Origin of the sequence: Sphingobium cupriresistens LL01, assembly GCF_001046645.1 — a bacterium.
GTDB classification, from domain to species: Bacteria; Pseudomonadota; Alphaproteobacteria; order Sphingomonadales; family Sphingomonadaceae; genus Sphingobium; species Sphingobium cupriresistens.
The window spans coordinates 7,501-27,929 of sequence record NZ_KQ130435.1 but is presented as its reverse complement, the minus strand read 5'-3'; the positions used below and the strand labels follow the sequence as shown (position 1 = coordinate 27,929).

Genomic DNA, 20,429 nt, shown 5'->3' with positions numbered 1-20,429 from the left:
GGGTTACGCGCCGCCCCTCCAGCCCGGCTATCGCGGTTCGTGATTCGCCACGACGGCCTTCGCCACCGCCTGCATCAGCGCCCAGCGTTCCGGGATCGACACGGTGGTCGATCCGATCATCACCGCTACGGCATAGTTTGCGCCATCAGGCGCGCTCATGATGCCGATATCGTTATAGCCGGTCGATCGCGGGGGAAGATCCTGGCCGGTGCCGGTCTTGTGCAGATAGTGCCAGCCCGGCGGCACGCCGCCCTTGATCCGCTGCGGCCCGGTCTTGGCCTCCGCCATGATCGACAGCAGCAAGCGCGAGGAGGCGGGGGAGAGCATCTGGCCCTCCTTAAGCTTCGCCAGCGCCTGGACGATCGAGGACGGGGCCGCGCCATCGGGCGGGCTGGCGAGATAATTGTCCAGCGCCTTTTGCCGCACCGACATGGGCAGTTTCGAGCGGGCGGCGTAGAAATTGCGGCCGACGGAATAATCCTGCCGCCAGTCCAGCCCAGCCGTGGCCGATTGCAGCAGCCGTTCGCCGGGGCCGAAGCGGATATCCTTGATCATCCGCCGGGCCAGAAAGCTGCGCACCGCCTCCGGCCCGCCAACGGCGCGCAGCAGCGTGTCGTTGGCGGTATTGTCGCTCTGCGTCATCGCCCGGCGCATCAGGTCGGAGTAGCTGGTGGTCCAGCCGCCCTCCCTGGCCACCAGCGCCGCGCTGGGCTGATGGAACAGAGTCAGGTCGTTGCGGGTGATGGTGGTCGTGTCGGTGATGCGCAGCTTGCCGCGATCCACCGCGTCGAGGAAGGTCATCGACACCCACAGTTTCGACACGCTCTGTTGCGGGAAGAGGGCATTGCCATTCCAGGCGACGGTCCAGTCCGCGCCGATGCGGCGGACGGCGATGCCGACCTTGCCATGAAAGCTCTGGCCCAGATTGCGCACGACGCTGACCAGCGCCGGCGGCGGCGTTTCATTCTGGTCGATGTCGCGATAGGGCAAAGGCGGATTCGCGACCTGGCGGATCGGCCAGGTGTTGGTGGTGGGTTGCGGTTTTTGCGGTGGCGCGGCAGCGGCCCGTGCCGCTGGTGGTTCCGGCGCGCTCACACAGGCCGACAGCGCCGCGATCAACAGGACCAGGCGCGCGGAACCGCCCCGGTTTTTTTGCAATTTCATTAGCGTCCCCGCAATCTCTTGGCGACATAGGGGCGGTCTACCGCTTGTCCGGCAAGACCGATGCGACGAATGATTCCACAAACGCGATGTAAGGAGGATGAATGATGCAACCGATTGACAGGATGCGCCATCGCTCATTTGCGGTTCAGGGCCGGGTGGGCAAGAGGGCGGCATGAACGATGCGAAGATGGACAGGCGCGCGCTGATGTTGGGCGCGCTGGCGACAGGTGGCGCAATGTGGAGCGGGGTGGCGCAGGCTGCGCCGTTCGCGTCGCGCCGGATCGCGATGACGGTGCGTGGCTCTGGCGCCGACGTCATCCTGATTCCCGGCCTGGCCAGTGGCCCAGGCATCTGGAACGGCGTGCTGGGCGGGGTGCCGGGCTATCGCTATCATCTGGTCCATGTGCGCGGCTTTGCCGGGCTGGCCCCGGAAGCCAACGCCAGCGGGGCGCTGATCCAGTCGGTCGCAGACGAGATCGCCCGCTATATCGCCGCGGCCGGGCTGAAACGCCCGGCGATCGTCGGGCATAGCATGGGCGGTACGCTGGCGATGCTGCTGGGCCTCAAAGGCCTGGCGCGTCGGGTGATGGTGGTGGATATGCTGCCCGCCGGCGCGGCGATGGTGGGTGGAACGGCCAGCGGCATGGGCTTTCTGGCCGACCAGTTGAGCGGTTATCTGACGGGCACGCAGGCGGGGCGGCGCTATCTGGGGCAGATGGTCGCGCAGACGCCCGGCGCCAGGGGCAGCGACCCCGATGTCATCGCCAATGCGCTGCGCGACCTGGCCAATATCGACCTGACGCCCCAATTGCCGCAGCTCGCCGCGCCGCTGGAGGTGGTTTATGCCGTGGGCAGCGACGCCGATCAGGCCGCCGCCATCACCAGCCGCTTCCGTACCGCTTATGCGCCCCGCAAGGCCACGCTTTTGAAAGCGATCGGGCCGAGCGGCCATATGGTGATGGGTGACCAGCCGACGCGCTTCAACGCGGCATTGAAGGATTTTCTGGCGGTCTGACGGCGTTTATGGCGCCAGGACCGTGTCGATGGCGTCGGGCAGCGTTTCGGGATAGTCGAGCGTATAGTGGAGGCCGCGGCTTTCCTTGCGGTGGAGGGCGGAGCGGACGATCAGTCGGGCGACTTCGAGCAGGTTGCGCAGTTCGATGAGGTCGGGGGTGACGCGGAAATTGCCGTAATAATCGTCCACCTCCTGCGCCAGCAGGGCGACGCGGTGCTGGGCGCGTTCCAGCCGCTTGGTGGTGCGGACAATGCCGACATAGTCCCACATGAAGCGGCGGATTTCTTTCCAGTTATGCTGGACGATGACTTCCTCGTCGCTGTTGGTCACGCGGCTTTCGTCCCAAGGGCGGATCGACGGCGGGGCGGGCAGATCGTCCCAATGGGCGCGGATATGCCTGGCCGCCGCCTCGCCGAAGACGAAACATTCGAGCAGCGAGTTGGAGGCGAGGCGGTTGGCGCCGTGCAGGCCGCTCTCGCTGACCTCTCCCGCGGCATAGAGGCCGGGCAGGTCGGTGCGGCCGTCGAGGTCGATCACCACCCCGCCGCAGGTATAATGCTGCGCGGGCACGACCGGGATCGGCTCCTTGGTGATGTCGATATCGAGGTCCAGCAGCCGGGCATAGATGGTCGGGAAGTGGTGCTTCACGAATTCCGGGTCTTTGTGGCTGATGTCGAGATGGACATAGTCGAGGCCAAGGCGTTTGATCTCATGGTCGATGGCGCGGGCCACGACGTCGCGCGGGGCCAGCTCCTCGCGCGGATCGAAGCGGGGCATGAAACGCTCGCCGCCGCCAGGCACGCCGGGGGGGAGTTTCAGGTGGCCGCCTTCGCCGCGCACGGCCTCGGTAATGAGGAAATTCTTGATCTCCAGATTATAGAGGCAGGTCGGGTGGAACTGGTTCATTTCCATGTTCGACACGCGGCAGCCCGCGCGCCAGGCCATGGCGATGCCGTCGCCGGTCGCGCCGCGCGGGGCGGTGGAGAAGAGATAGGTGCGGCCCGCGCCGCCGGTGCACAGGATCGTCGCCTTGCCGAGCAGCGCATCCACCCGCTTGGTCTTCTTGTTGAAGGCGTAGACGCCCCAGACATGACCGTCGCCCGAATAGCGTTCGCCATGGCGGGAGGTGATGAGGTCGATCGCGATCAGATCTTCGACCAGGGTGATGTTGGGATTGGCGCGGGCGGCCTTCAAGAGCGCGATCTGTACGGCATGGCCGGTGGCGTCGTCGACATGGACGATGCGGCGATGACTGTGGCCGCCCTCGCGCGTCAGGTGCCAGCGTTCGCCAAACGCCTCTCCTTCGTTGAAGGGGACGCCCAATTGCGCCAGCCGGTCGATGGCGGCGGGGGCTTCGGAGACGACGAATTCGACCGTGGCCCGATCGTTGAGGCCAGCGCCCGCGACCATCGTATCTTCGACATGCGCCTCGAAACTGTCACCCGCGTCGAGTACGGCGGCGATACCGCCCTGCGCCCAGTTGGTGGACCCGCCATCGAGCGCGCCCTTGGCCAGCACCAGCACCTTGCGGTCCTGCGCGAGGTTGATGGCGGCCGTCAGCCCGGCCGCGCCGGAACCGATGATGATGACGTCGTGGGTGGTGGTGGTCATCTTCGTCCTAGCGCTTTTCTATTTCCGTTCGGGCCGAGCCTGTCGAAGCCCAGCCCTTCTTTGAAGGCAAGTACGACCCTTCGACAAGCTCAGGGCGAACGGTGCAATGGCGCCTGTCCTAAGCCGCCGCCGTCAGGTTGAGGAAGACATCCTCCAGGTCCGGGTCGCGCGTGACCACGTCGACGATGGCGAGGCCGCTGGCCTGCACCGCGCTCAGCACCTGGCCGGCATTGGCGCGGTCCTTCATATAGGTGATGGTCAGGGTGCGGTCGTCCGACAGGTCTATTTTCTCGAAACAGGGTGCGTCGGGGATCACCGTCACGTCGCGATCGACCGTGACCTGCACGACCTTCTCCTGCGCCATGGCGATCAGCTCGCGGGTCGGCTTGTCGGTGATGACCTTGCCATGGTTGATGATGCCGATGCGGTCGCACAATTGCTCGGCTTCTTCGAGATAGTGGGTGGTCAGCACGATCGTCACGCCCAGCGCATTGAGTTCGCGGACATAGGCCCACAGTTGCTGGCGCAATTGCACGTCGACGCCCGCGGTCGGCTCGTCAAGCACCAGGATCGGGGGGCTGTGCACCATCGCCTTGGCCACCAGCAGCCGGCGCTTCATGCCGCCCGACAGGGTACGGGCATAGGCATGGGCCTTGTCGTCCAGATGCACCGCGCGCAGCAATTCCATCGTGCGGCGGCGGTCCTTGGGCACGCCATAGAAGCCAGCCGTATTTTCCAGCGTCTCGAACGGGGTGAAGAAGGGGTCGAAGACGATTTCCTGCGGCACGATGCCGATGCTGTTCTTCGCGTTGCGCGGGCTGGCGTCGATATCGAAGCCCCAGATGCTGACGTCGCCCGCGCTCTTGTTCACCATGCCGGCCAGGATGTTGATCGTGGTCGACTTGCCCGCGCCATTGGGACCGAGCAGGCCGTAAATCTGACCGCGCGGGATGGAGAGGTTGATGCCGTCGAGCGCGCGCTTGCCGCCCTTATAGACTTTGGTGAGGTTGCGGATCTGGATGGCGGCGGGGGCAGGGCTGTCGGTCATGGCTCAACTCTATGGGGATCGAAGCCGGCAAAAGGAAGAGGATCAAAACTCGTCGGCGATATCCATCAGGCCCATCAGCTTCTTCGGTGCGACCTGCCGCCAGCTTGATCGCAGCCGTTCCGCCACATGATCCCAGTCGGTGTCGCCCAGGTCGAGGCGGATGCCGACCCATTCGGCGCCGAAATAGGCGGGGCGATAATAGCGGTCCGGGTCGGCTTCCATCAGCGTCGCCTGTTCCTCTGGCGCGGTGGTCTTCACCAGCACGGCGATGATGCCGTCGCCATGATGGTCGCGGGTGAAGTAAGCGAATTTCTTGCCTTTCACGATGCCGAAGCAGGGCATTCCGTGAGAGACGATCTCGTCCGCCTGCGGCAGGGCCAGAGCGGCTTCGCGCACCTTGCCCAGCAGCCAGTCGGGCTGGCGTTCGCGGGTGACGAAGTCGGCGAGGGTGCGGGAGTAGAGCTGATGCTCGGCGATCAGGATGCGGGCGGCGAGGCTGTCTTGCGTATCGCCGGGCAGGATCGCCACCGGGGTCTGGCCCAGCACCGGGCCGTCGTCCAGTTCGGCCGTGACGATATGGACCGAGCAGCCGGCATGGCTGTCGCCCGCGTCGATGGCGCGCTGGTGCGTATCCAGCCCCTTATATTTGGGCAGCAGGCTGGGGTGGATGTTGAGCATCCGGTTTTCCCATGCCGATACGAATGCGGGGGAGAGCAGGCGCATATAGCCCGCGAGCGCAACATATTGGGCGCCGGCCGCGCGGAGTTGCGCGTCGATGATCTGGTCGAATTCGGCGCGCTTTAGGCTCTTGTGGCTCTGGCCGAAGGTTGCGATGCCCTCCGCAGCGGCCAGGGACAGGCCGGGGGCTTGCGGATCGTTGGCGGCGACCAGGACGATCTCATAGGGGCAATCCTGCGCCTTGGCCGCATAGAGCAGGGCGGCCATGTTGGAGCCGCGACCGGAAATCAGGACGCCGACTTTTGCTTTGTGCATATCCGACATGCCCTCTCCTGACCCCTCCCTGAAGGGAGGGGGATTGTTAGATCAGCCCAGATGGGTCGCCGACCAGTCGGCTTTGGCGCTCCAGGTTTCGGTGCAGCCCTTGACGGTGCAGCCCTTGTCGCCTTCGCTGACGGCGCCAATGCGAAAGACGGTTTCGCCCGCATCCTCCAGCGCCTTGGTGACGGCGGCGACATGGGCTTCGTCCACGGCCAGCACCATGCCGACGCCGCAATTGAAGGTGCGCGCCATTTCTGCCGGCTCGATATGGCCCTGCGCCTGAAGAAAGGCCATCAGGCGCGGCTGTTCCCACCTGTCGGCGTCGACGGTGGCGTGGCAGCCGTCGGGCAGGACGCGCGGGATATTTTCCAGCAGGCCGCCGCCGGTGATGTGGGCGAGGGCGTGGATCATGCCGGCGCGCACCAGCGGCAGCAGGCTCTTCACATAGATTTTCGTGGGCGCCATCAGCGCGTCGATCAGCAGCACGTCCTGATCGAAGATCGCCGGGCGATCGAGCTTCCAGCCCTTGTCGGCGGCGAGGCGGCGGACCAGCGAGAAGCCGTTGCTATGAACGCCCGAAGAAGCGAGGCCGAGCAGGACGTCGCCCGCCTTGACCCGGTTGCCGGTCAGAACTTTGGTCCGTTCGACCGCGCCGACGCAGAAACCGGCCAGGTCATAATCGCCATCGGCGTACATGCCGGGCATTTCGGCGGTTTCGCCGCCGATCAGCGCACAGCCCGCGATACGGCAGCCCTGCGCGATGCCGGCGATGACGCGCTCGGCGACGCCGCTCTGCAGCTTGCCGGTGGCGTAATAGTCGAGGAAGAAGAGGGGCTCGGCGCCCTGGACGATCAGGTCGTTGGCGCACATGGCGACCAGGTCGACGCCGACGCCATCATGGCGGTCATGGTCGATCGCCAGTTTCAGTTTGGTGCCGACCCCGTCGTTGGCGGCGACCAGCAACGGGTCGTCATAGCCCGCGGCCTTGAGGTCGAAAAAGCCGCCGAAGCCGCCCAGTTCGGCGTCGGCGCCGGGGCGGCGGGTCGCCTTGGCCAAGGGGGCGATGGCGCGGACAAGGGCGTTGCCCGCGGCGATGTCGACGCCAGCCTTGGCGTAGCTGTAGGATTCGTTGTCGCTCATGAGGCAGCGCTCTACGGTCGAAACAGCAATATGTCGAGTTTCGCGCGGTCCAGCACTTTGCTCCGTTCGCCCTGAGCCTGTCGAAGGGCGCACGCAACGCCCTTCGACAGGCTCAGGGCGAACGGAGGTGGGGATAAGTCTTGCGTTGCCGCTTGGCATGGCGGGCAATTGTCGCCAAAAGGGCGCGCGTGAGCCTGAGCCAGTCCCTAACCCGCCCCGCAGCCCTTGTGCGCCTGCTCTCGCGGCCCGTCCAGATCCTGTTCGCCATTGCGCTCGGCCTCGCGGCCGCCGCCCTGTTCGCGCAGATGGAGGGGGAGCGCGGCGTGCCGCCGATCGCCAGCGGCGGCGATTTCGAGGTGCGCGGGGTCAAGGTCGATGTGTTCGCCAAGGATGCCGATACGGCCCGCTACACCGGGTGGCGCATGGCGCAGCGGCAGGCGTGGCGGATGCTGTGGACGCGGACCCATGGCGGCGGCGGCGCGCCCGCGCTGTCCGATTCGCAGATCGAGGCGATGGTTTCGGGCATCGAGATTGATTATGAGCAGGCCGGGCCGACCCGCTATGTCGCGACGCTGGGCATCTTGTTCGACCGGGCGCGCACGGGCGCGCTGCTGGGCGTGTCGGGCAATGTGATGCGGTCGCCGCCCCTGCTGGTGATCCCGGTGCTGTGGGACGGCGGATCGGCCGTATCCTATGAGCGCACCAATGAATGGCAGAAGGCCTGGGCGCGATACCGCACCGGCGACAGCGCGATCGACTATGTCCGGGTGGCGGGATCGATCGCCGATCCCATCCTGCTGAACGCCGGCCAGACCGGGCGGCGCGGGCGCTTGTGGTGGCGGGTGCTGCTCGACCAATATGGCGCCGCCGACGTGGTGATCCCGATCGCGCGGCTCGACCGGGCCTATCCCGGCGGGCCGGTGACGGGCACTTTCACCGCCCGCTATGGTCCCGACAACAGCCTGATCGGCAGCGTGACGCTGCGCGCGTCGAACGACAGCGGTTTGCCCAAGATGATGGACGAGGGCGCGCGGCGGATCGACGAGCTGTATATCCGGGCGCTGAACGATGGCCGCTTGCGGCCCGACCCCTCGCTCATCATCGAGGAGCCGGTCGATCCGGCCGCGCTGGAGATCGAAAATGCGGTCGAGGCGCCGGTCGAGGCGGTCGAACTGCCGAGCGTGGTCACGACCGGCACGAGCTTCTCCATCCAGTTCGACACGCCCGATGTCGGGTCGATCGGCGCGGGCGAATCGACGGTGCGGTCGATCCCCGGCGTGCGGGCCGCCAATACCAGCAGCCTGGCGCTGGGCGGCACGTCGGTGATGCAGGTCAGCTTCGACGGCACGGCCGACATGCTGCGCGCGGGGTTGCAGGCGCGCGGCTATAGCGTCGCGGTGTCCGGCACGACGCTGCGGATTACGCGGCGACAGGCGTCCCCGCCCCCGCAATGAGCCAGATCAGCCTGCCCTTCGAATGGCATGGTGGCGCGGGTGATGGCGACTTTCTGGTCAGCGACGCCAACGCCCAGGCGGTCGCGCATCTGGAACGGTGGCGCGACTGGCCGCTGTCGGTGAGCGTGCTGACCGGGCCGCCACGATCGGGCCGATCCACGCTGGCGCGCCATTTCGCGCGGATCAGCGGCGGCGAGATCATCGACGATGCCCAAGGGCAGGACGAGCATCGGCTGTTCCATGCCTGGAACGCGGCGCAGACCGAACGGCGGCCGTTGCTGATGGTGGGGCTGGCGCCGCCGGCGAGCTGGACCGTTGCGCTGCCCGATTTGCGGTCGCGGCTGGCGGCCGTGACCCATGTCGCGATCCATGAGCCGGACGAGGCGCTGGCCCGCGCGCTGATCGAGCGGGCGTTCGATACCGCCGGGGCGGGCTATGCCGCCGACTTGCCCGACTGGCTGGTGCGCCGGGTCGAGCGCAGCTATGGCGCAATCGCGGCGGTCACGCATTTGCTGGACCGCGCCGCATTGTCATCTGGACGCAAGATTTCTGTCGCACTGGCGAAAGAGGCTCTGCAAGCCGCAGGCTTTCTGCCTATAGTCCCGCCCGATCCCCCTCCTCCGCAACGCGAGTAATCCGTGGCCGAAGCCGATCCCTCCGCCAGCCTGGCGCTGCCCAGCGACCGTTATTTCAACCGCGAGCTGTCCTGGCTGGCGTTCAACCAGCGGGTGCTGGAGGAGGCGATGAACCGCGCCCATCCGTTGCTGGAGCGGCTGCGTTTCCTGTCCATATCCGGCGCGAACATGGACGAGTTCTTCTCCGTCCGGGTCGCGGGGCTGAAGGGGCAGCAGTTGCAGGATGTCGACCTGCGTTCCGCCGACGGGCTGACCCCGGCGCAGCAACTGGCCGCGCTGACCGAGGAAAGCACGCGGCTGATGCTGGCGCAGCAGAAGGTGTGGGGCGCCGTTCACGACGAATTGGCCCAAGTTGGCATCGAGGTGATCGGGCCAGCGAGCGAGATGGACGAGGCCTGCGGCCAATGGTTGCGCGAGCATTTCCTGACGCAGATCTTCCCGATCCTGACGCCTCAGGCGCTCGACCCGGCGCATCCCTTCCCCTTCATCCCCAATCAGGGGCTGTCGATCATCTTCGACCTGCAGCGCTTGTCGGACAAGCAGCCGATTCGCGAGCTGGTCATGATCCCGCCGACGCTGGCGCGGTTCGTGCGGATTCCGGGCGATGCAGCGCGCTACATGGCTTTGGAGGCGGTGATCCGGCGCTTTTCGGCCGACCTGTTCCCCGGCTATCGCGTGCGCAACAGCGGCGTGTTCCGCATCATCCGCGACAGCGACATAGAGATTGAGGAAGAGGCGGAAGATCTGGTCCGCCATTTCCGCAGCGCCATCAAGCGGCGTCGGCGCGGCCGGGTGATCCGCATGGAGATAGAGGAGCGCATCCCCGAACCGGTCGAGGAGATGTTGCAGGATATGCTCCAGGGCCATGAAGCGGTGGTGGTCGAGGTCGAGGGGTTCGTCGGCATTGGCGACCTGTCCGGCATCGTCGACGCCGACCGGCCGGATTTGAAGTTCGAACCCTATGCCCCGCGCTTTCCCGAACGCATCCGCGAATATGGCGGCGACTGTTTCGCCGCGATCCGGGCCAAGGACATCGTCGTCCACCATCCCTATGAGGCGTTCGACGTCGTCGTATCCTTCCTCAAACAGGCGGCGGTCGACCCGGATGTGGTGGCGATCAAGCAGACGCTGTATCGTGCGGGCAAGCAGTCCGCGATCATCCGGGCGCTGATCGATGCGGCCGAGGCGGGCAAGTCCGTGACCGCGGTGGTCGAGTTGAAGGCGCGGTTCGACGAAGAGCAGAATCTGATGTGGGCCGACGCGCTGGAGCGGGCGGGCGTGCAGGTGGTCTATGGCTTCATCGACTGGAAGACGCACGCCAAGATTTCGATGGTGATCCGGCGCGAGGGCGAGCAGTTCCGCAGCTACTGCCATTTCGGCACGGGCAATTATCACCCGATCACGGCGCGCATCTATACGGACCTCAGCTTCTTCACCGCCGATCCGGCCTATAGCCGGGACGCCGCCGCGCTGTTCAACTATATCACCGGCTATGTCGAGCCGGAGCGGCTGGAAAAGCTGGTCATGTCGCCGCGCGACCTGCGCGATACGCTGTGCCGCCTGATCGACGCGGAGATCGACCATGCCCGCGCCGGGCGGCCGGGCAATATATGGGCGAAGATGAACAGCGTGGTCGATCCCGCGATCATCGAGAAGCTGTATGCCGCGAGCAATGCGGGGGTCCAGATCGATTTGATCGTGCGCGGCATATGCTGCCTGCGGCCGGGGGTGCCGGGCATGTCGGAGAATATCCGGGTGAAGTCGATCGTCGGCCGTTTCCTGGAGCATAGCCGCATCGCGGTGTTCGGCAACGGCAAGGCGCTGCCCAATAATGGCGCGAAGGTCTTCATCAGTTCGGCCGACTGGATGCAGCGCAATTTCGACCGGCGGGTCGAGTTCATGGCGCCGATCGAGAACCCCACGGTGCATGACCAGATATTGGACCAGGTGATGGTCGCCAACCTGATCGACACCGAACAAAGCTGGTCGCTGGACAGCGAGGGCCATTATACCCGACTGGCGGCGGGCGACAAACCGTTCAACCTGCACCGGTATTTCATGACCAACCCGTCGCTGTCGGGGCGCGGCGCGGCGCTGGATAATGAAGCGGTGCCGACGTTGCGCCTGCGTGGACGCGCCTGATGAATTCGATGCTGAGCCGGGTTCGCGCCGTCGCCGAGAGCATGGCGACGTCGCCGCAGCCGGCCCATGCGCGCACCGCGATCATCGACATCGGATCGAACAGCGTGCGCCTGGTCGTCTATGACGGGCCGCGCCGCATTCCTTTCACCCTGTTCAACGAGAAGGTGATGGCGGGGCTGGGCGCGTCGCTGGCGAAGACAGGCGCGATCGAGCCGGAGGCGATGGACCGGGGGCTGCGCGCCATTGGCCGCTTCGCCCATCTGTGCCGGGCGATGAAGGTGACCGAGATACGCTGCGTCGCCACCGCCGCGGTGCGGGACGCGACCAACGGAGGCGAGTTCATTGCCCGCGCCAAGGATATGGGGCTGACGGTCGAATTGCTGACCGGGGCGCAGGAGGCGATCGGCGCGGCGATGGGGGTGTTGTCAGGCATCCCGAACGCGGACGGCATCGTCGGCGATCTGGGGGGCGGCAGCCTGGAGCTGGCGCGCATCCGGGACGGAGCGGTGGAGCAGACGATTTCGCTGCCGCTGGGCGTGCTGCGCCTGCCGCAAATCCGGGCCAAGGGGCCGCGGATGCTGGAGCGGATCGTGGTCAAGATGCTGGAGAAGGCGGGATGGACGCCGGAACCGGACCTGCCCTTTTATCTGGTCGGCGGGTCGTGGCGCGCGCTGGCGCGGTTCGACATGCAATTGACCAGCTTTCCGCTGCCCGTCGTTCACCAATATGAGATGACCGCCGCGCGGGCGGAGCAGTTGACCCGGATCGTCAGCCATGTCGATCGCACCCGGTTGAAGCAGATCCCGGCGATGACCGGATCGCGCGTGCCGACGCTGCCCGACGCGGCCGCCCTGCTGTCGGTCGTGGTGCGGCAGTTAAAGGCGAGTCGGCTGGTCGTGTCGGCCTATGGCCTGCGCGAAGGGCTGCTGTATGAAGCTTTGCCGGAGGATATAAGGGCGGATGACCCGCTGCTGGTCGCGGCCGAGGCGGAAGGGGAGGCGCAGGCGCGTTTTCGCGGCCATGGCGACCGGATCGACAAGTGGATTGCGCCGCTGTTCGCCGACGACGATGCGGCTGCGCGACGCATCCGCCGGGCCGCCTGCCTGCTGGCCGATGTCGGATGGCGCGCCAATCCCGATTTCCGCGCCGAGCGCGGCGTGGAGATCGCGCTGCACAGCAATTGGGTGGGGATCACCGCGCCGGAACGGGCGATGCTGGCGCAGGCGCTGCATAGCCATTTCGGCGGGGGCATGAGCTGTCCGCCGGGCGTGGAGTTGTTGGCGAAGCCCGAATTATTGCGCCGGGCGGCGCTGTGGGGGCTGGCGATCCGCCTGGCCCAGCGCCTGTCGGGCGGGGTCGAAGGGCCGCTGGCGGTGTCGCGGTTGAGCCGGACGGAGGGGCATATAGAGTTGCAACTGCGGGATTCGGATGCTGACCTCTATGGCGAGACGGTCGAGCGGCGGTTGCGCAATCTGGCGCAGGCGATGGGGGTTAAATATCGGTTGTTGCGGTGAGGGTGGAGGCTTTGCTTTGTTAGGCAAGGTGAGGCTGCGTCCTTCGACAGGCTCAGGGCGAACGGAGGTCAGCGCCGTCGCCCCTCCGGCCCGTCGTCACCTGTCTTCCCCTACGCGGTAATTGCCGGTAAGGGCGGCCGATGACTGCTTCCCCCGCGCCCATCAGCCGTTCGCTCTTCGCCTTCTCGATCTTTTATGGCGGCATGGTCTGCATCGCCGGCGTGCTGGGCAACAAGCAGGTCGCGTTGGGGCCGCTGGCGGGGGTCGGGCCGATGGTGGGGCTGGGTCCGCTGGCGGTGGAGGCGGGGATTTTCGCCTTCCTGCTGCTGGTGACGATTTCCAGCGCGGTGGCCGAATTGCATGGCCGCGCGGTCGCGAACCGGCTGGTGCAGATCGGTTTCCTGCCGCTGATCGCGTCGATCCTGCTGTCGATCCTCGTGCTGGCCGCGCCTGCGGCGGGCGACATGGACCCGAAAAGGGCCGAAGCCTTCGCGATGATGATGGGCGGGACGCCGCGCATTTGGGCAGGCGGGATCATCGCCTATGGCATTTCGCAGACGCTGAACGTCACCCTGTTCGCGATGCTGAAAGGGAGGGAGGGCGCGCGGCTATTGTGGTTGCGGGCGGCGATCGCCAGCATCCTGTCGCAGATCGTCGACACATTGCTGTTCGTGACGATCGCCTTTTACGGGGTGTTTCCGATCGGCGAATTGCTGCTGGGCCAGATGATGGCCAAGGTGCTGCTGTCGGCGCTGCTGGTGCCGCCTGTCATCTATCTGCTGGTGGCGCTGGGGCGGCGGCTGGATCGCAACTGAGACAGGGAGTGCGACAGTTGTGGCGGGTTCATGATTCTCGTTAGTTGGCGAACTAATTATTTGACTTTCTTCCGCTTCGCTCGCACGACATGCGCTAAATCCGTTCGTCCTGAGTAGCCATTGAGCGAAGTCGAAATGGCGTATCGGAGGATTATACGTAGCGCTTGATGCTTCGATACGGGTCTTCGACTTCGCTCAGCCCCTACTCAGCACGAACGGGGCGAGTTAGGTTGAAGGTTCCCGCTCCAAAGTACGCCGGCGGGCGATGCGCAAACCTTGCAGCGGGCGTCCTTTAGCCTTATGCGCCCGCGCATGAACAGCAAGCACGCCCCCGATCCCGCGCTCCTGGCGAAGGCCGAAACCCTGGTCGAGGCGCTGCCCTATATGCAGCGTTATGCGGGAAAGACCTTCGTCGTGAAATATGGCGGCCATGCCATGGGCGATCCCGAAGCCGCGCGCGATTTCGCCGAGGATGTCGTGCTGATGAAGGCGGTGGGCATCAATGTCGTCGTCGTCCATGGCGGCGGGCCGCAGATCGGCGCGATGCTGAAGAAGCTGGGCGTCGAATCGCAGTTTATCGGCGGGTTGCGCGTGACCGACGCGGAGACGGCCAAGATCGCCGAGATGGTGCTGGCCGGATCGATCAACAAGGAAATCGTCGGCTGGATCGCCGGGGCGGGCGGTCGTGCGGTGGGCATTTCGGGCAAGGATGGCGGGCTGGTCCTGTGCGAGAAGGTCGGCGGCCGGCGCGAGGCGGACCCCAATTCGGGGATCGAGCGCAATGTCGACCTGGGCTTCGTCGGCGATCCGGTGTCGGTCGACCGGCGCATCCTGGACACGCTGGCGCAGGCGGGCATCATTCCGGTCGTGGCGCCGGTGGGTATCGGCACCGATGGCCATACCTATAATGTCAATGCCGACACCATGGCGGGTGCGATCGCGGCGGAACTGAAGGCGTCGCGCTTCTTCCTGCTGACCGATGTCGCGGGCGTGCTGGACAAGCAGGGGCAGTTGCTGAGCGACCTCGACCCGGCGGCGATCGCCGTGTTGCAGCAGGACGGCACGATCAGCGGGGGCATGATCCCGAAGCTGGAAACCTGCGTCCGCGCGGTCGAGGGCGGGGTGGACGCCGCGGTCATCCTGGACGGGCGGGTGCCGCACGCGATGCTGCTGGAAATCTTCACCGACCAGGGCGCCGGTACGCTGGTGCGGAAATAAGGAACGGCTGATGACGCTGACTTCGCTGATCGTCCCGACCTTTAGCCAGATGCTGGGCACTTTGTCGGGCTGGCTGGACAAGGCGCAGGCGCAGTTGCCCGCCGCGCAGGCGGAGGTGTTGCTATCGGCGCGACTGGCGCCCGACATGTTTCCGTTGGCGACGCAGATCCGCTTCGCCTGCGTGCAGGCGCATGAGGCGGTCTATCGGTTGCAGGGCGAGGCGTTCCCCGCCGCGCTGGACGGATTGCTGAACGAAGGGCGCGAGGCGGGCGAGCGGCCCGGTTCGATTCTGGAGGCGAAGGCGCGGATCGGCGAGGCGCTTGCCCTGTTGCAAAGCCTGTCGGACGATGCGCTGGACGGGGCTGCGGGTACGCAAATCGCCCACGCGCTGCCCAACGGCATCATCCTGGACCTGACGGCGGAGCAATATGCGCGCGACTGGACGCTGTCCCAATTTTATTTCCACGTCATGACCGCCTATGCGATCCTGCGGGCGCAAGGGGTTGCTCTGGGCAAAGCGGATTATGTCGCGCATATGTTCGGCCATATCCGGCCGGGGACGATGCCCACGGGCTGACCTGTCGTTGATCGAATAAGCCGCGTCGGGCGCTTGTGGCGCAGGGGGCAGATAGCTAGATACGACATTACATTCGCGGCAGCGCAGCATGGAAGGCCGGTAGCTTGTTCGAACTTCTCAACGCCCTGAACGGCATCGTCTATATCGTGCTGGAGGCGATCTGGTGGATCATCATCGTGCAGGCGGTGTTGAGCTGGCTGATCGCGTTCAACGTCATCAATACGTCGAACGAATATGTCCGCAACGGCCTCTATGCGCTCGACCGGATGACCGAGCCGCTCTATCGTCCGGTGCGCAAGGTGCTGCCCGATCTGGGCGCGCTGGACCTGTCGCCGATGGTGGTGTTGCTGGCGGTCATCATATTGCAGGGGCCGGTGCGCGAGAATCTGTTCGCGGCGCTGATGCGGGCCGCGGCCTGAATCCTGTCTGTCCGACCCACGTCTGGACCATAGCGGGCGACGACCTGTTGATCGCCGTCCGGCTGACGCCGGGTGCGGCGAAAGAGGATATAGGCGGTGGCTGGATCGATGAGCGCAATGCGCGCTGGCTGTCCGCGCGGGTCCGCGCCGTGCCGGAAAAGGGCCGGGCCAATGGCGCGCTGATCGCGCTGCTGGCGAAAGGGCTGGATTGGCCGCGCAGCGCGATTTTGCTGGAATCGGGCGACACCAACCGGCTAAAGCGGCTGCGCATCATCGGTGGCGGCCGCGCGTCGGCGCGCCTGACCGCGCTTATCGAAACATGGGTAGGACAGACATGACCATCGGCAAGATCATCGACGGCAAGGCGTTCGCCGCCACCCTGCGCGACACGGTGGGCGAAGGCGTGGCGGGCTTCGTCGAGGCGACCGGGCGCAAGCCGGGGCTTGCGGTGGTTCTGGTGGGCGAAGACCCGGCCAGCAGCGTCTATGTCCGGTCCAAGGGCAAGATGACGGTCGCGGCGGGCATGGAAAGCTTCGAATTCAAGCGGCCCGACAGCATCGGCGCGGAGGATCTGCTCGACCTGATCGAAGAACTGAATCATGACGAGCGGATCGACGGCATCCTGGTCCAATTGCCGTTGCCGGGGCATATCGACGAAGCGGTCGTGATCGGCGCGATCGATCCGGCCAAGGATGTGGACGGTTTCCATGTCGTCAATTCGGGCAAGCTGGCGACCGGGCAGGAGGCGCTGGTGCCCTGCACGCCGCTGGGCTGCATCATGCTGCTGAAGGACGAACTGGGCGACCTGTCCGGGCTGGAGGCCGTGGTCGTGGGCCGGTCCAACATCGTGGGCAAGCCGATGGCGGCGTTGCTGCTGGCGGAAAGCTGCACCGTGACGATCGCGCATAGCCGCACCCGCGATCTGGCGAGCGTGGTGCATCGCGCCGACATCGTCGTGGCCGCCGTGGGCCGCGCCGAAATGGTGAAGGGCGAGTGGATCAAGCCGGGCGCGACCGTGATCGACGTCGGCATCAACCGCGTGACCGATACCGAGGATGGCAAGGCCCGGATTGTGGGCGATGTCGCCACGGCCGAGGCGCTGGCCCATGTCCGCGCGATTACGCCGGTGCCCGGCGGCGTCGGGCCGATGACGATCGCCGTGCTGTTGCGCAATACGCTGGTCGCGGCCCATGCGCGGGCGGGGCTGGGCAAGCCGGAGGGGTTGTGACGGCGCGGCTGGGGCTGTTGCTTTTGGGTGCGGCGGCTTTGGTCGCCGCCAAACCGCCGCTGCGTTTTCAGCCCGATCCCAGCAGCGTGATCGCGGCGGAGATCGCGTTCAACCGGCTGGCGCAGGAGAAGGGGCAATGGACCGCCTTTGCGCAGACGGCCGCGGACGACGCCGTGATGTTCGTGCCGCAGAAGGTGGTGGCGAAGGAATGGCTGAAGAAACAGGCCAATCCGGCCGCGTCTGTGCGTTGGTCGCCATCGGTGGCCTATGTGTCGTGCGACGGCAATCTGGCCGCCAGCACCGGCAACTGGACCCGGCCGGACGGAGCGGTCGGTTATTTTACGACCATCTGGCGGCGCGACAAGAAGGGGCGCTGGCAATGGATCATGGATCATGGCGACAGGCTGGCCACCGCGCGCGCGACGCCGGAGTTTTTGAGCGGCAAAGTCGCAACCTGCAAGCGCGGCCCGCAGGGGGATGCGCCGCCGCCTTCGTCGGTCAAGCAAGGGGATGCGCCGCCACCGCCCGACGAGAGCCTGATCTGGACCGCGGACGTTGCGACCGACGGCGGCCGGCAGGTGACGGTGCGCATGTGGACCGGCGCGGCCTATGAGACGGTGATCGACGACAAGGTGAGGGCGGAATCATGATCGAGCTGTTCATTTCCGCCTTCGTGACGTTGTTTGTCGTCATCGATCCGCCGGGCTGCGCGCCGATCTATGCCAGCCTGACCAACGGGGCGAGCCCGGCGCAGCGGCGGGCGATGGCGATCCGCGCGGTCGGCATCGCGGCGGCGATCCTGCTGGTCTTCGCGCTGTGGGGCAAGCAGTTGCTGGGCGTGCTGGGCATCGCGCTCGACAGTTTCCGCATTGCAGGCGGCATCATGCTGTTCATGATCGCGATGGACATGGTGTTCGAGAAACGCACGCAGCGGCGTGAGGATCGGGCGAACAAGATCAGCACCGAAGAGCCGCATGTCGAGGATGTGTCAGTATTCCCGATGGCGATGCCGATGATCGCCGGGCCGGGATCGATCGCGACGGTGATGCTCTTGATGTCGCGCGCCAATGGCATGGCCGAGCGCGGCGTGGTGCTGGGCGCGGTGGTGTTGACGCTGGCGCTGATGCTGGGGGCGCTGATCGCGGCGGGACCGCTGATGGCGCTGCTGGGGCGCAAGATCGAGGCGGTGATCACCCGCCTGCTGGGCGTGCTGCTGGCCGCGCTGGCGGCGCAGTTCGTGATCGACGGGCTGAAGGCGAGTTTTTAACGGAACAATTCCGTTCGCTTCGAGCGTGTCGAGAAGCGGTTAGCAATGCGCTTGGCGTTTCTCGACTTCGCTCGAAACGAACGGATATTATGGTTTAGCCCTTCACGTCGGCTTCGGTGACCGGGGCGATCTTGATTTCGACGCGGCGGTTGGCGGCCTTGCCTTCTTCGGTCGCGTTGGACGCGATCGGCTGGGTCTCGCCAAAGCCGCGCGTGCCGATGCGGGCCGACTGGACGCCCTTGCCAGCCAGATAGCTGGCGACCGACTGGGCGCGGCGTTCGGACAGGGTCTGGTTATAGGCGTCGGCGCCGTCACTGTCGGTATGGCCGTACACGTCGATATAGGTTTTGGGATATTGCGCCAGCACCGATGCGACGTCGTTCAGCGTCGGCTGGAACTGGGGCTGAACATCCGCCTGATTATAGGCGAAAGTGATGCCCGACGGCATACGCAGCAGCAGATTGTCGCCGTCGCGAATCACGTCCACGCCGCTGCCGGCGGTTTCTTCGCGCAGCTTGCGTTCCTGGGCGTCCATATAGGCGCCGATGCCCGCGCCCGCGACGGCGCCGATGCCCGCGCCCAGGATCTTTTCGGTCCGGTCGTTGCGGCCGCCGACCAGATCGCCGAGCAGATAGCCGCCCAGCGCGCCGCCGATGCCGCCGATCGCCGCCTTTGAAATGCTGCGCTGGCCCGTGGTCGGGTCCGTCGTGCAGGCCGTGGTGGCAAGCATGGCGGCCAGCCCTGCGGCGCCGATGATGCGGTGAGAAATCCTCATGATCCTGTTCCCTTGTCTTTTTCGCGCCTGTAGGAGCGACTGCCCCTCATAATGGTCGAACATGGCGTTTGTTCCACATGCGAACTGAACCGATGATGAGGGGGATGTTGTGAAATTGAAAGATTAGCGGTTATAGGAGGTAGTTGACCACCATGGCCACGATCCCCCTCCATAATCCGACGCCCTTTCCCTGGGCCGATCTTGTCATCATCCTGGCGCTCGTCGCCTTGAATGGTGTCTTCGCCATGTCCGAACTGGCCATCGTCTCCGCGCGCAAGCCGCGGTTGCAGGGGATGGAGAAGGCAGGGCGCAAGGGCGCGACCACCGCGCTGGCGCTGGCCAGCGATCCGGGCAAGTTCCTGTCCACGGTGCAGATCGGCATCACCCTGATCGGCATCGTCGCGGGCGCCTATTCGGGCGCAAGCCTGGGCGGGCCGACGGGCGAGCGTTTGCAGATGCTGGGCCTGTCGCCCAATCTGGCGGAAAATGCCGGGTTCGCGCTGGTCATCGGCCTGACCACCTATGCGTCGCTGATCGTGGGCGAGCTGGTGCCCAAGCAATTCGCGCTGCGCGCGCCCGAACCGATCGCGGTGCTGGTCGCGACGCCGATGCTGTGGCTGTCGAAGATCACCGCGCCGATCGTTTGGGTGCTGGACGGGTCGAGCAGCCTGATCTTCAAATTACTGCGGCTGGACCGCGAATCGGAACATCATGTGACCGCCGAGGAGCTGCACCTGATCGTCGCGGAGGCCAGCAAGTCGGGCATCATCGAGGAAAGCGAGCGGGCGATCATATCGGGCGTCGTGCGGCTGGCCGACCGGCCGGTGCGCGAAGTGATGACCCAGCGGATGGACGTCGACTGGATCGACATCGCCGCCGACGACGCGACCATCCGCGCCCGGTTGCTGGAAACGCCGCACACCCGCCTGCCGGTGGGGCGCGGGTCGGTGGAGGACATTATCGGCATCGTCCAGGCGCGCGACATCATGACCGCGCTGTTCCGGGGCGAATCCTTGAATGTCGGGGCGCTGATGCGCCGGGCGGAAGTGGTGCCGGACCAGGTCGATGCGATGGACGCGCTGGAAGTGCTGCGCCGGTCCGACGTGCCGATGGTGATGGTCCATGACGAATATGGCCATTTCGAGGGGATCGTGACCCCGGCCGACCTGCTGTCGGCGATTGCGGGCCATTTCGCGTCGGACCGCGACGCCTATGACGACCCGGACATGGTCGAGCGGGACGATGGCAGCCTGTTGGTGTCGGGGCAGATGCCGATTGACCAACTGGCCGAGCGGATCGGCATCGACCTGTCCGAAGACCGCGACTATGCGACGGTGGCGGGCCATGCGCTGTGGCTGCTCAAACGGTTGCCGGAAGTGGGCGATTTTATCGACGACCAGGGATGGCG

Annotated in this window: 20 protein-coding genes (1 of these 20 running past the window's edge); 14 read left to right on the top strand and 6 right to left on the bottom strand. The window is 65.9% G+C overall.

The window, feature by feature from the left end:
• Positions 1-27: 27 nt before the first annotated feature.
• Entirely contained in the window at positions 28-1,164 is a 1,137-nt protein-coding gene (locus tag V473_RS13140) for a serine hydrolase (RefSeq protein WP_066605745.1), read from the bottom strand.
• A 172-nt stretch (positions 1,165-1,336) separates the two neighbouring features.
• Between V473_RS13140 and V473_RS13135 the strand changes: the two genes are divergently transcribed.
• Entirely contained in the window at positions 1,337-2,179 is an 843-nt protein-coding gene (locus V473_RS13135) for an alpha/beta fold hydrolase (RefSeq protein WP_066605742.1), read from the top strand.
• Between the two features lie 6 nt (positions 2,180-2,185).
• Here V473_RS13135 and nadB read toward each other — a convergent pair whose 3' ends face one another.
• The 4 genes from nadB to purM all read right to left on the bottom strand — a co-directional run bounded on the left by nadB (position 2,186) and on the right by purM (position 6,977).
• The gene (gene nadB, locus V473_RS13130; protein WP_066605739.1) at positions 2,186-3,790 is read right to left on the bottom strand and encodes an L-aspartate oxidase; all 1,605 of its coding nucleotides are present in this window, start codon (positions 3,788-3,790) and stop codon (positions 2,186-2,188) included.
• Between the two features lie 118 nt (positions 3,791-3,908).
• Complete coding sequence (locus tag V473_RS13125; RefSeq protein ID WP_066605737.1) at positions 3,909-4,838, bottom strand: ABC transporter ATP-binding protein; 930 nt, start codon at positions 4,836-4,838, stop codon at positions 3,909-3,911.
• A 42-nt stretch (positions 4,839-4,880) separates the two neighbouring features.
• Positions 4,881-5,831 (bottom strand): phosphoribosylglycinamide formyltransferase, encoded by a 951-nt coding sequence (gene purN, locus V473_RS13120; protein WP_066607371.1) that lies wholly within the window; start codon positions 5,829-5,831, stop codon positions 4,881-4,883.
• Between the two features lie 51 nt (positions 5,832-5,882).
• The gene (gene purM / locus V473_RS13115) at positions 5,883-6,977 is read right to left on the bottom strand and encodes a phosphoribosylformylglycinamidine cyclo-ligase (RefSeq protein WP_066605736.1); all 1,095 of its coding nucleotides are present in this window, start codon (positions 6,975-6,977) and stop codon (positions 5,883-5,885) included.
• Between the two features lie 188 nt (positions 6,978-7,165).
• Here purM and V473_RS13110 point away from each other — a divergent pair, with 188 nt between their 5' ends.
• The 12 genes from V473_RS13110 (at position 7,166) to V473_RS13055 (ending at position 18,246) form a co-directional block, all read left to right on the top strand.
• The gene (locus V473_RS13110) at positions 7,166-8,431 is read left to right on the top strand and encodes a hypothetical protein (RefSeq protein ID WP_066605733.1); all 1,266 of its coding nucleotides are present in this window, start codon (positions 7,166-7,168) and stop codon (positions 8,429-8,431) included.
• Entirely contained in the window at positions 8,428-9,066 is a 639-nt protein-coding gene (locus tag V473_RS13105) for a P-loop NTPase family protein (RefSeq protein WP_066605730.1), read from the top strand. The genes V473_RS13110 and V473_RS13105 overlap by 4 nt, the downstream gene beginning before the upstream one ends.
• A gap of 3 nt (positions 9,067-9,069) precedes the next feature.
• On the top strand, positions 9,070-11,208 hold the full coding sequence (locus tag V473_RS13100; protein ID WP_066605728.1) for an RNA degradosome polyphosphate kinase: 2,139 nt from the start codon (positions 9,070-9,072) through the stop codon (positions 11,206-11,208).
• Positions 11,208-12,722 carry a Ppx/GppA family phosphatase gene (locus tag V473_RS13095; RefSeq protein ID WP_066605727.1) on the top strand — a complete coding sequence of 505 codons (1,515 nt, stop codon included), beginning with the start codon at positions 11,208-11,210 and terminating at the stop codon, positions 12,720-12,722. Before V473_RS13100 ends, V473_RS13095 begins: the two co-directional genes overlap by 1 nt.
• 140 nt (positions 12,723-12,862) lie before the next feature.
• Positions 12,863-13,537 (top strand): queuosine precursor transporter, encoded by a 675-nt coding sequence (locus V473_RS13090; RefSeq protein WP_066605725.1) that lies wholly within the window; start codon positions 12,863-12,865, stop codon positions 13,535-13,537.
• A 300-nt stretch (positions 13,538-13,837) separates the two neighbouring features.
• On the top strand, positions 13,838-14,755 hold the full coding sequence (gene argB, locus V473_RS13085; RefSeq protein ID WP_066605722.1) for an acetylglutamate kinase: 918 nt from the start codon (positions 13,838-13,840) through the stop codon (positions 14,753-14,755).
• Positions 14,756-14,765: 10 nt separating this feature from the next.
• Positions 14,766-15,332 carry a DUF1993 domain-containing protein gene (locus V473_RS13080; protein ID WP_066605716.1) on the top strand — a complete coding sequence of 189 codons (567 nt, stop codon included), beginning with the start codon at positions 14,766-14,768 and terminating at the stop codon, positions 15,330-15,332.
• A gap of 104 nt (positions 15,333-15,436) precedes the next feature.
• Positions 15,437-15,751, top strand: coding sequence for a YggT family protein (locus tag V473_RS13075; protein WP_066605714.1), 315 nt, complete (start codon positions 15,437-15,439; stop codon positions 15,749-15,751).
• Entirely contained in the window at positions 15,748-16,089 is a 342-nt protein-coding gene (locus V473_RS13070; protein ID WP_066607370.1) for a DUF167 domain-containing protein, read from the top strand. Before V473_RS13075 ends, V473_RS13070 begins: the two co-directional genes overlap by 4 nt.
• Complete coding sequence (gene folD, locus V473_RS13065) at positions 16,086-16,979, top strand: bifunctional methylenetetrahydrofolate dehydrogenase/methenyltetrahydrofolate cyclohydrolase FolD (protein ID WP_066605711.1); 894 nt, start codon at positions 16,086-16,088, stop codon at positions 16,977-16,979. The genes V473_RS13070 and folD overlap by 4 nt, the downstream gene beginning before the upstream one ends.
• The gene (locus tag V473_RS13060) at positions 16,976-17,629 is read left to right on the top strand and encodes a YybH family protein (protein ID WP_066605709.1); all 654 of its coding nucleotides are present in this window, start codon (positions 16,976-16,978) and stop codon (positions 17,627-17,629) included. Before folD ends, V473_RS13060 begins: the two co-directional genes overlap by 4 nt.
• Complete coding sequence (locus V473_RS13055; protein WP_066605708.1) at positions 17,626-18,246, top strand: MarC family protein; 621 nt, start codon at positions 17,626-17,628, stop codon at positions 18,244-18,246. Before V473_RS13060 ends, V473_RS13055 begins: the two co-directional genes overlap by 4 nt.
• Before the next feature lie 94 nt (positions 18,247-18,340).
• Here V473_RS13055 and V473_RS13050 read toward each other — a convergent pair whose 3' ends face one another.
• Positions 18,341-19,021 (bottom strand): YiaD family glycine zipper/OmpA-like lipoprotein, encoded by a 681-nt coding sequence (locus V473_RS13050; RefSeq protein ID WP_066607368.1) that lies wholly within the window; start codon positions 19,019-19,021, stop codon positions 18,341-18,343.
• Between the two features lie 152 nt (positions 19,022-19,173).
• On the opposite strand from V473_RS13050, the gene V473_RS13045 reads away from it, so the two are divergent.
• Positions 19,174-20,429, top strand: the 5' portion of a protein-coding gene (locus V473_RS13045; RefSeq protein WP_066605707.1) for a hemolysin family protein. Its footprint extends 61 nt past the window's final position; the window shows 1,256 of its 1,317 coding nt (coding positions 1-1,256); it begins with the start codon at positions 19,174-19,176; its stop codon lies beyond the right edge, outside the window.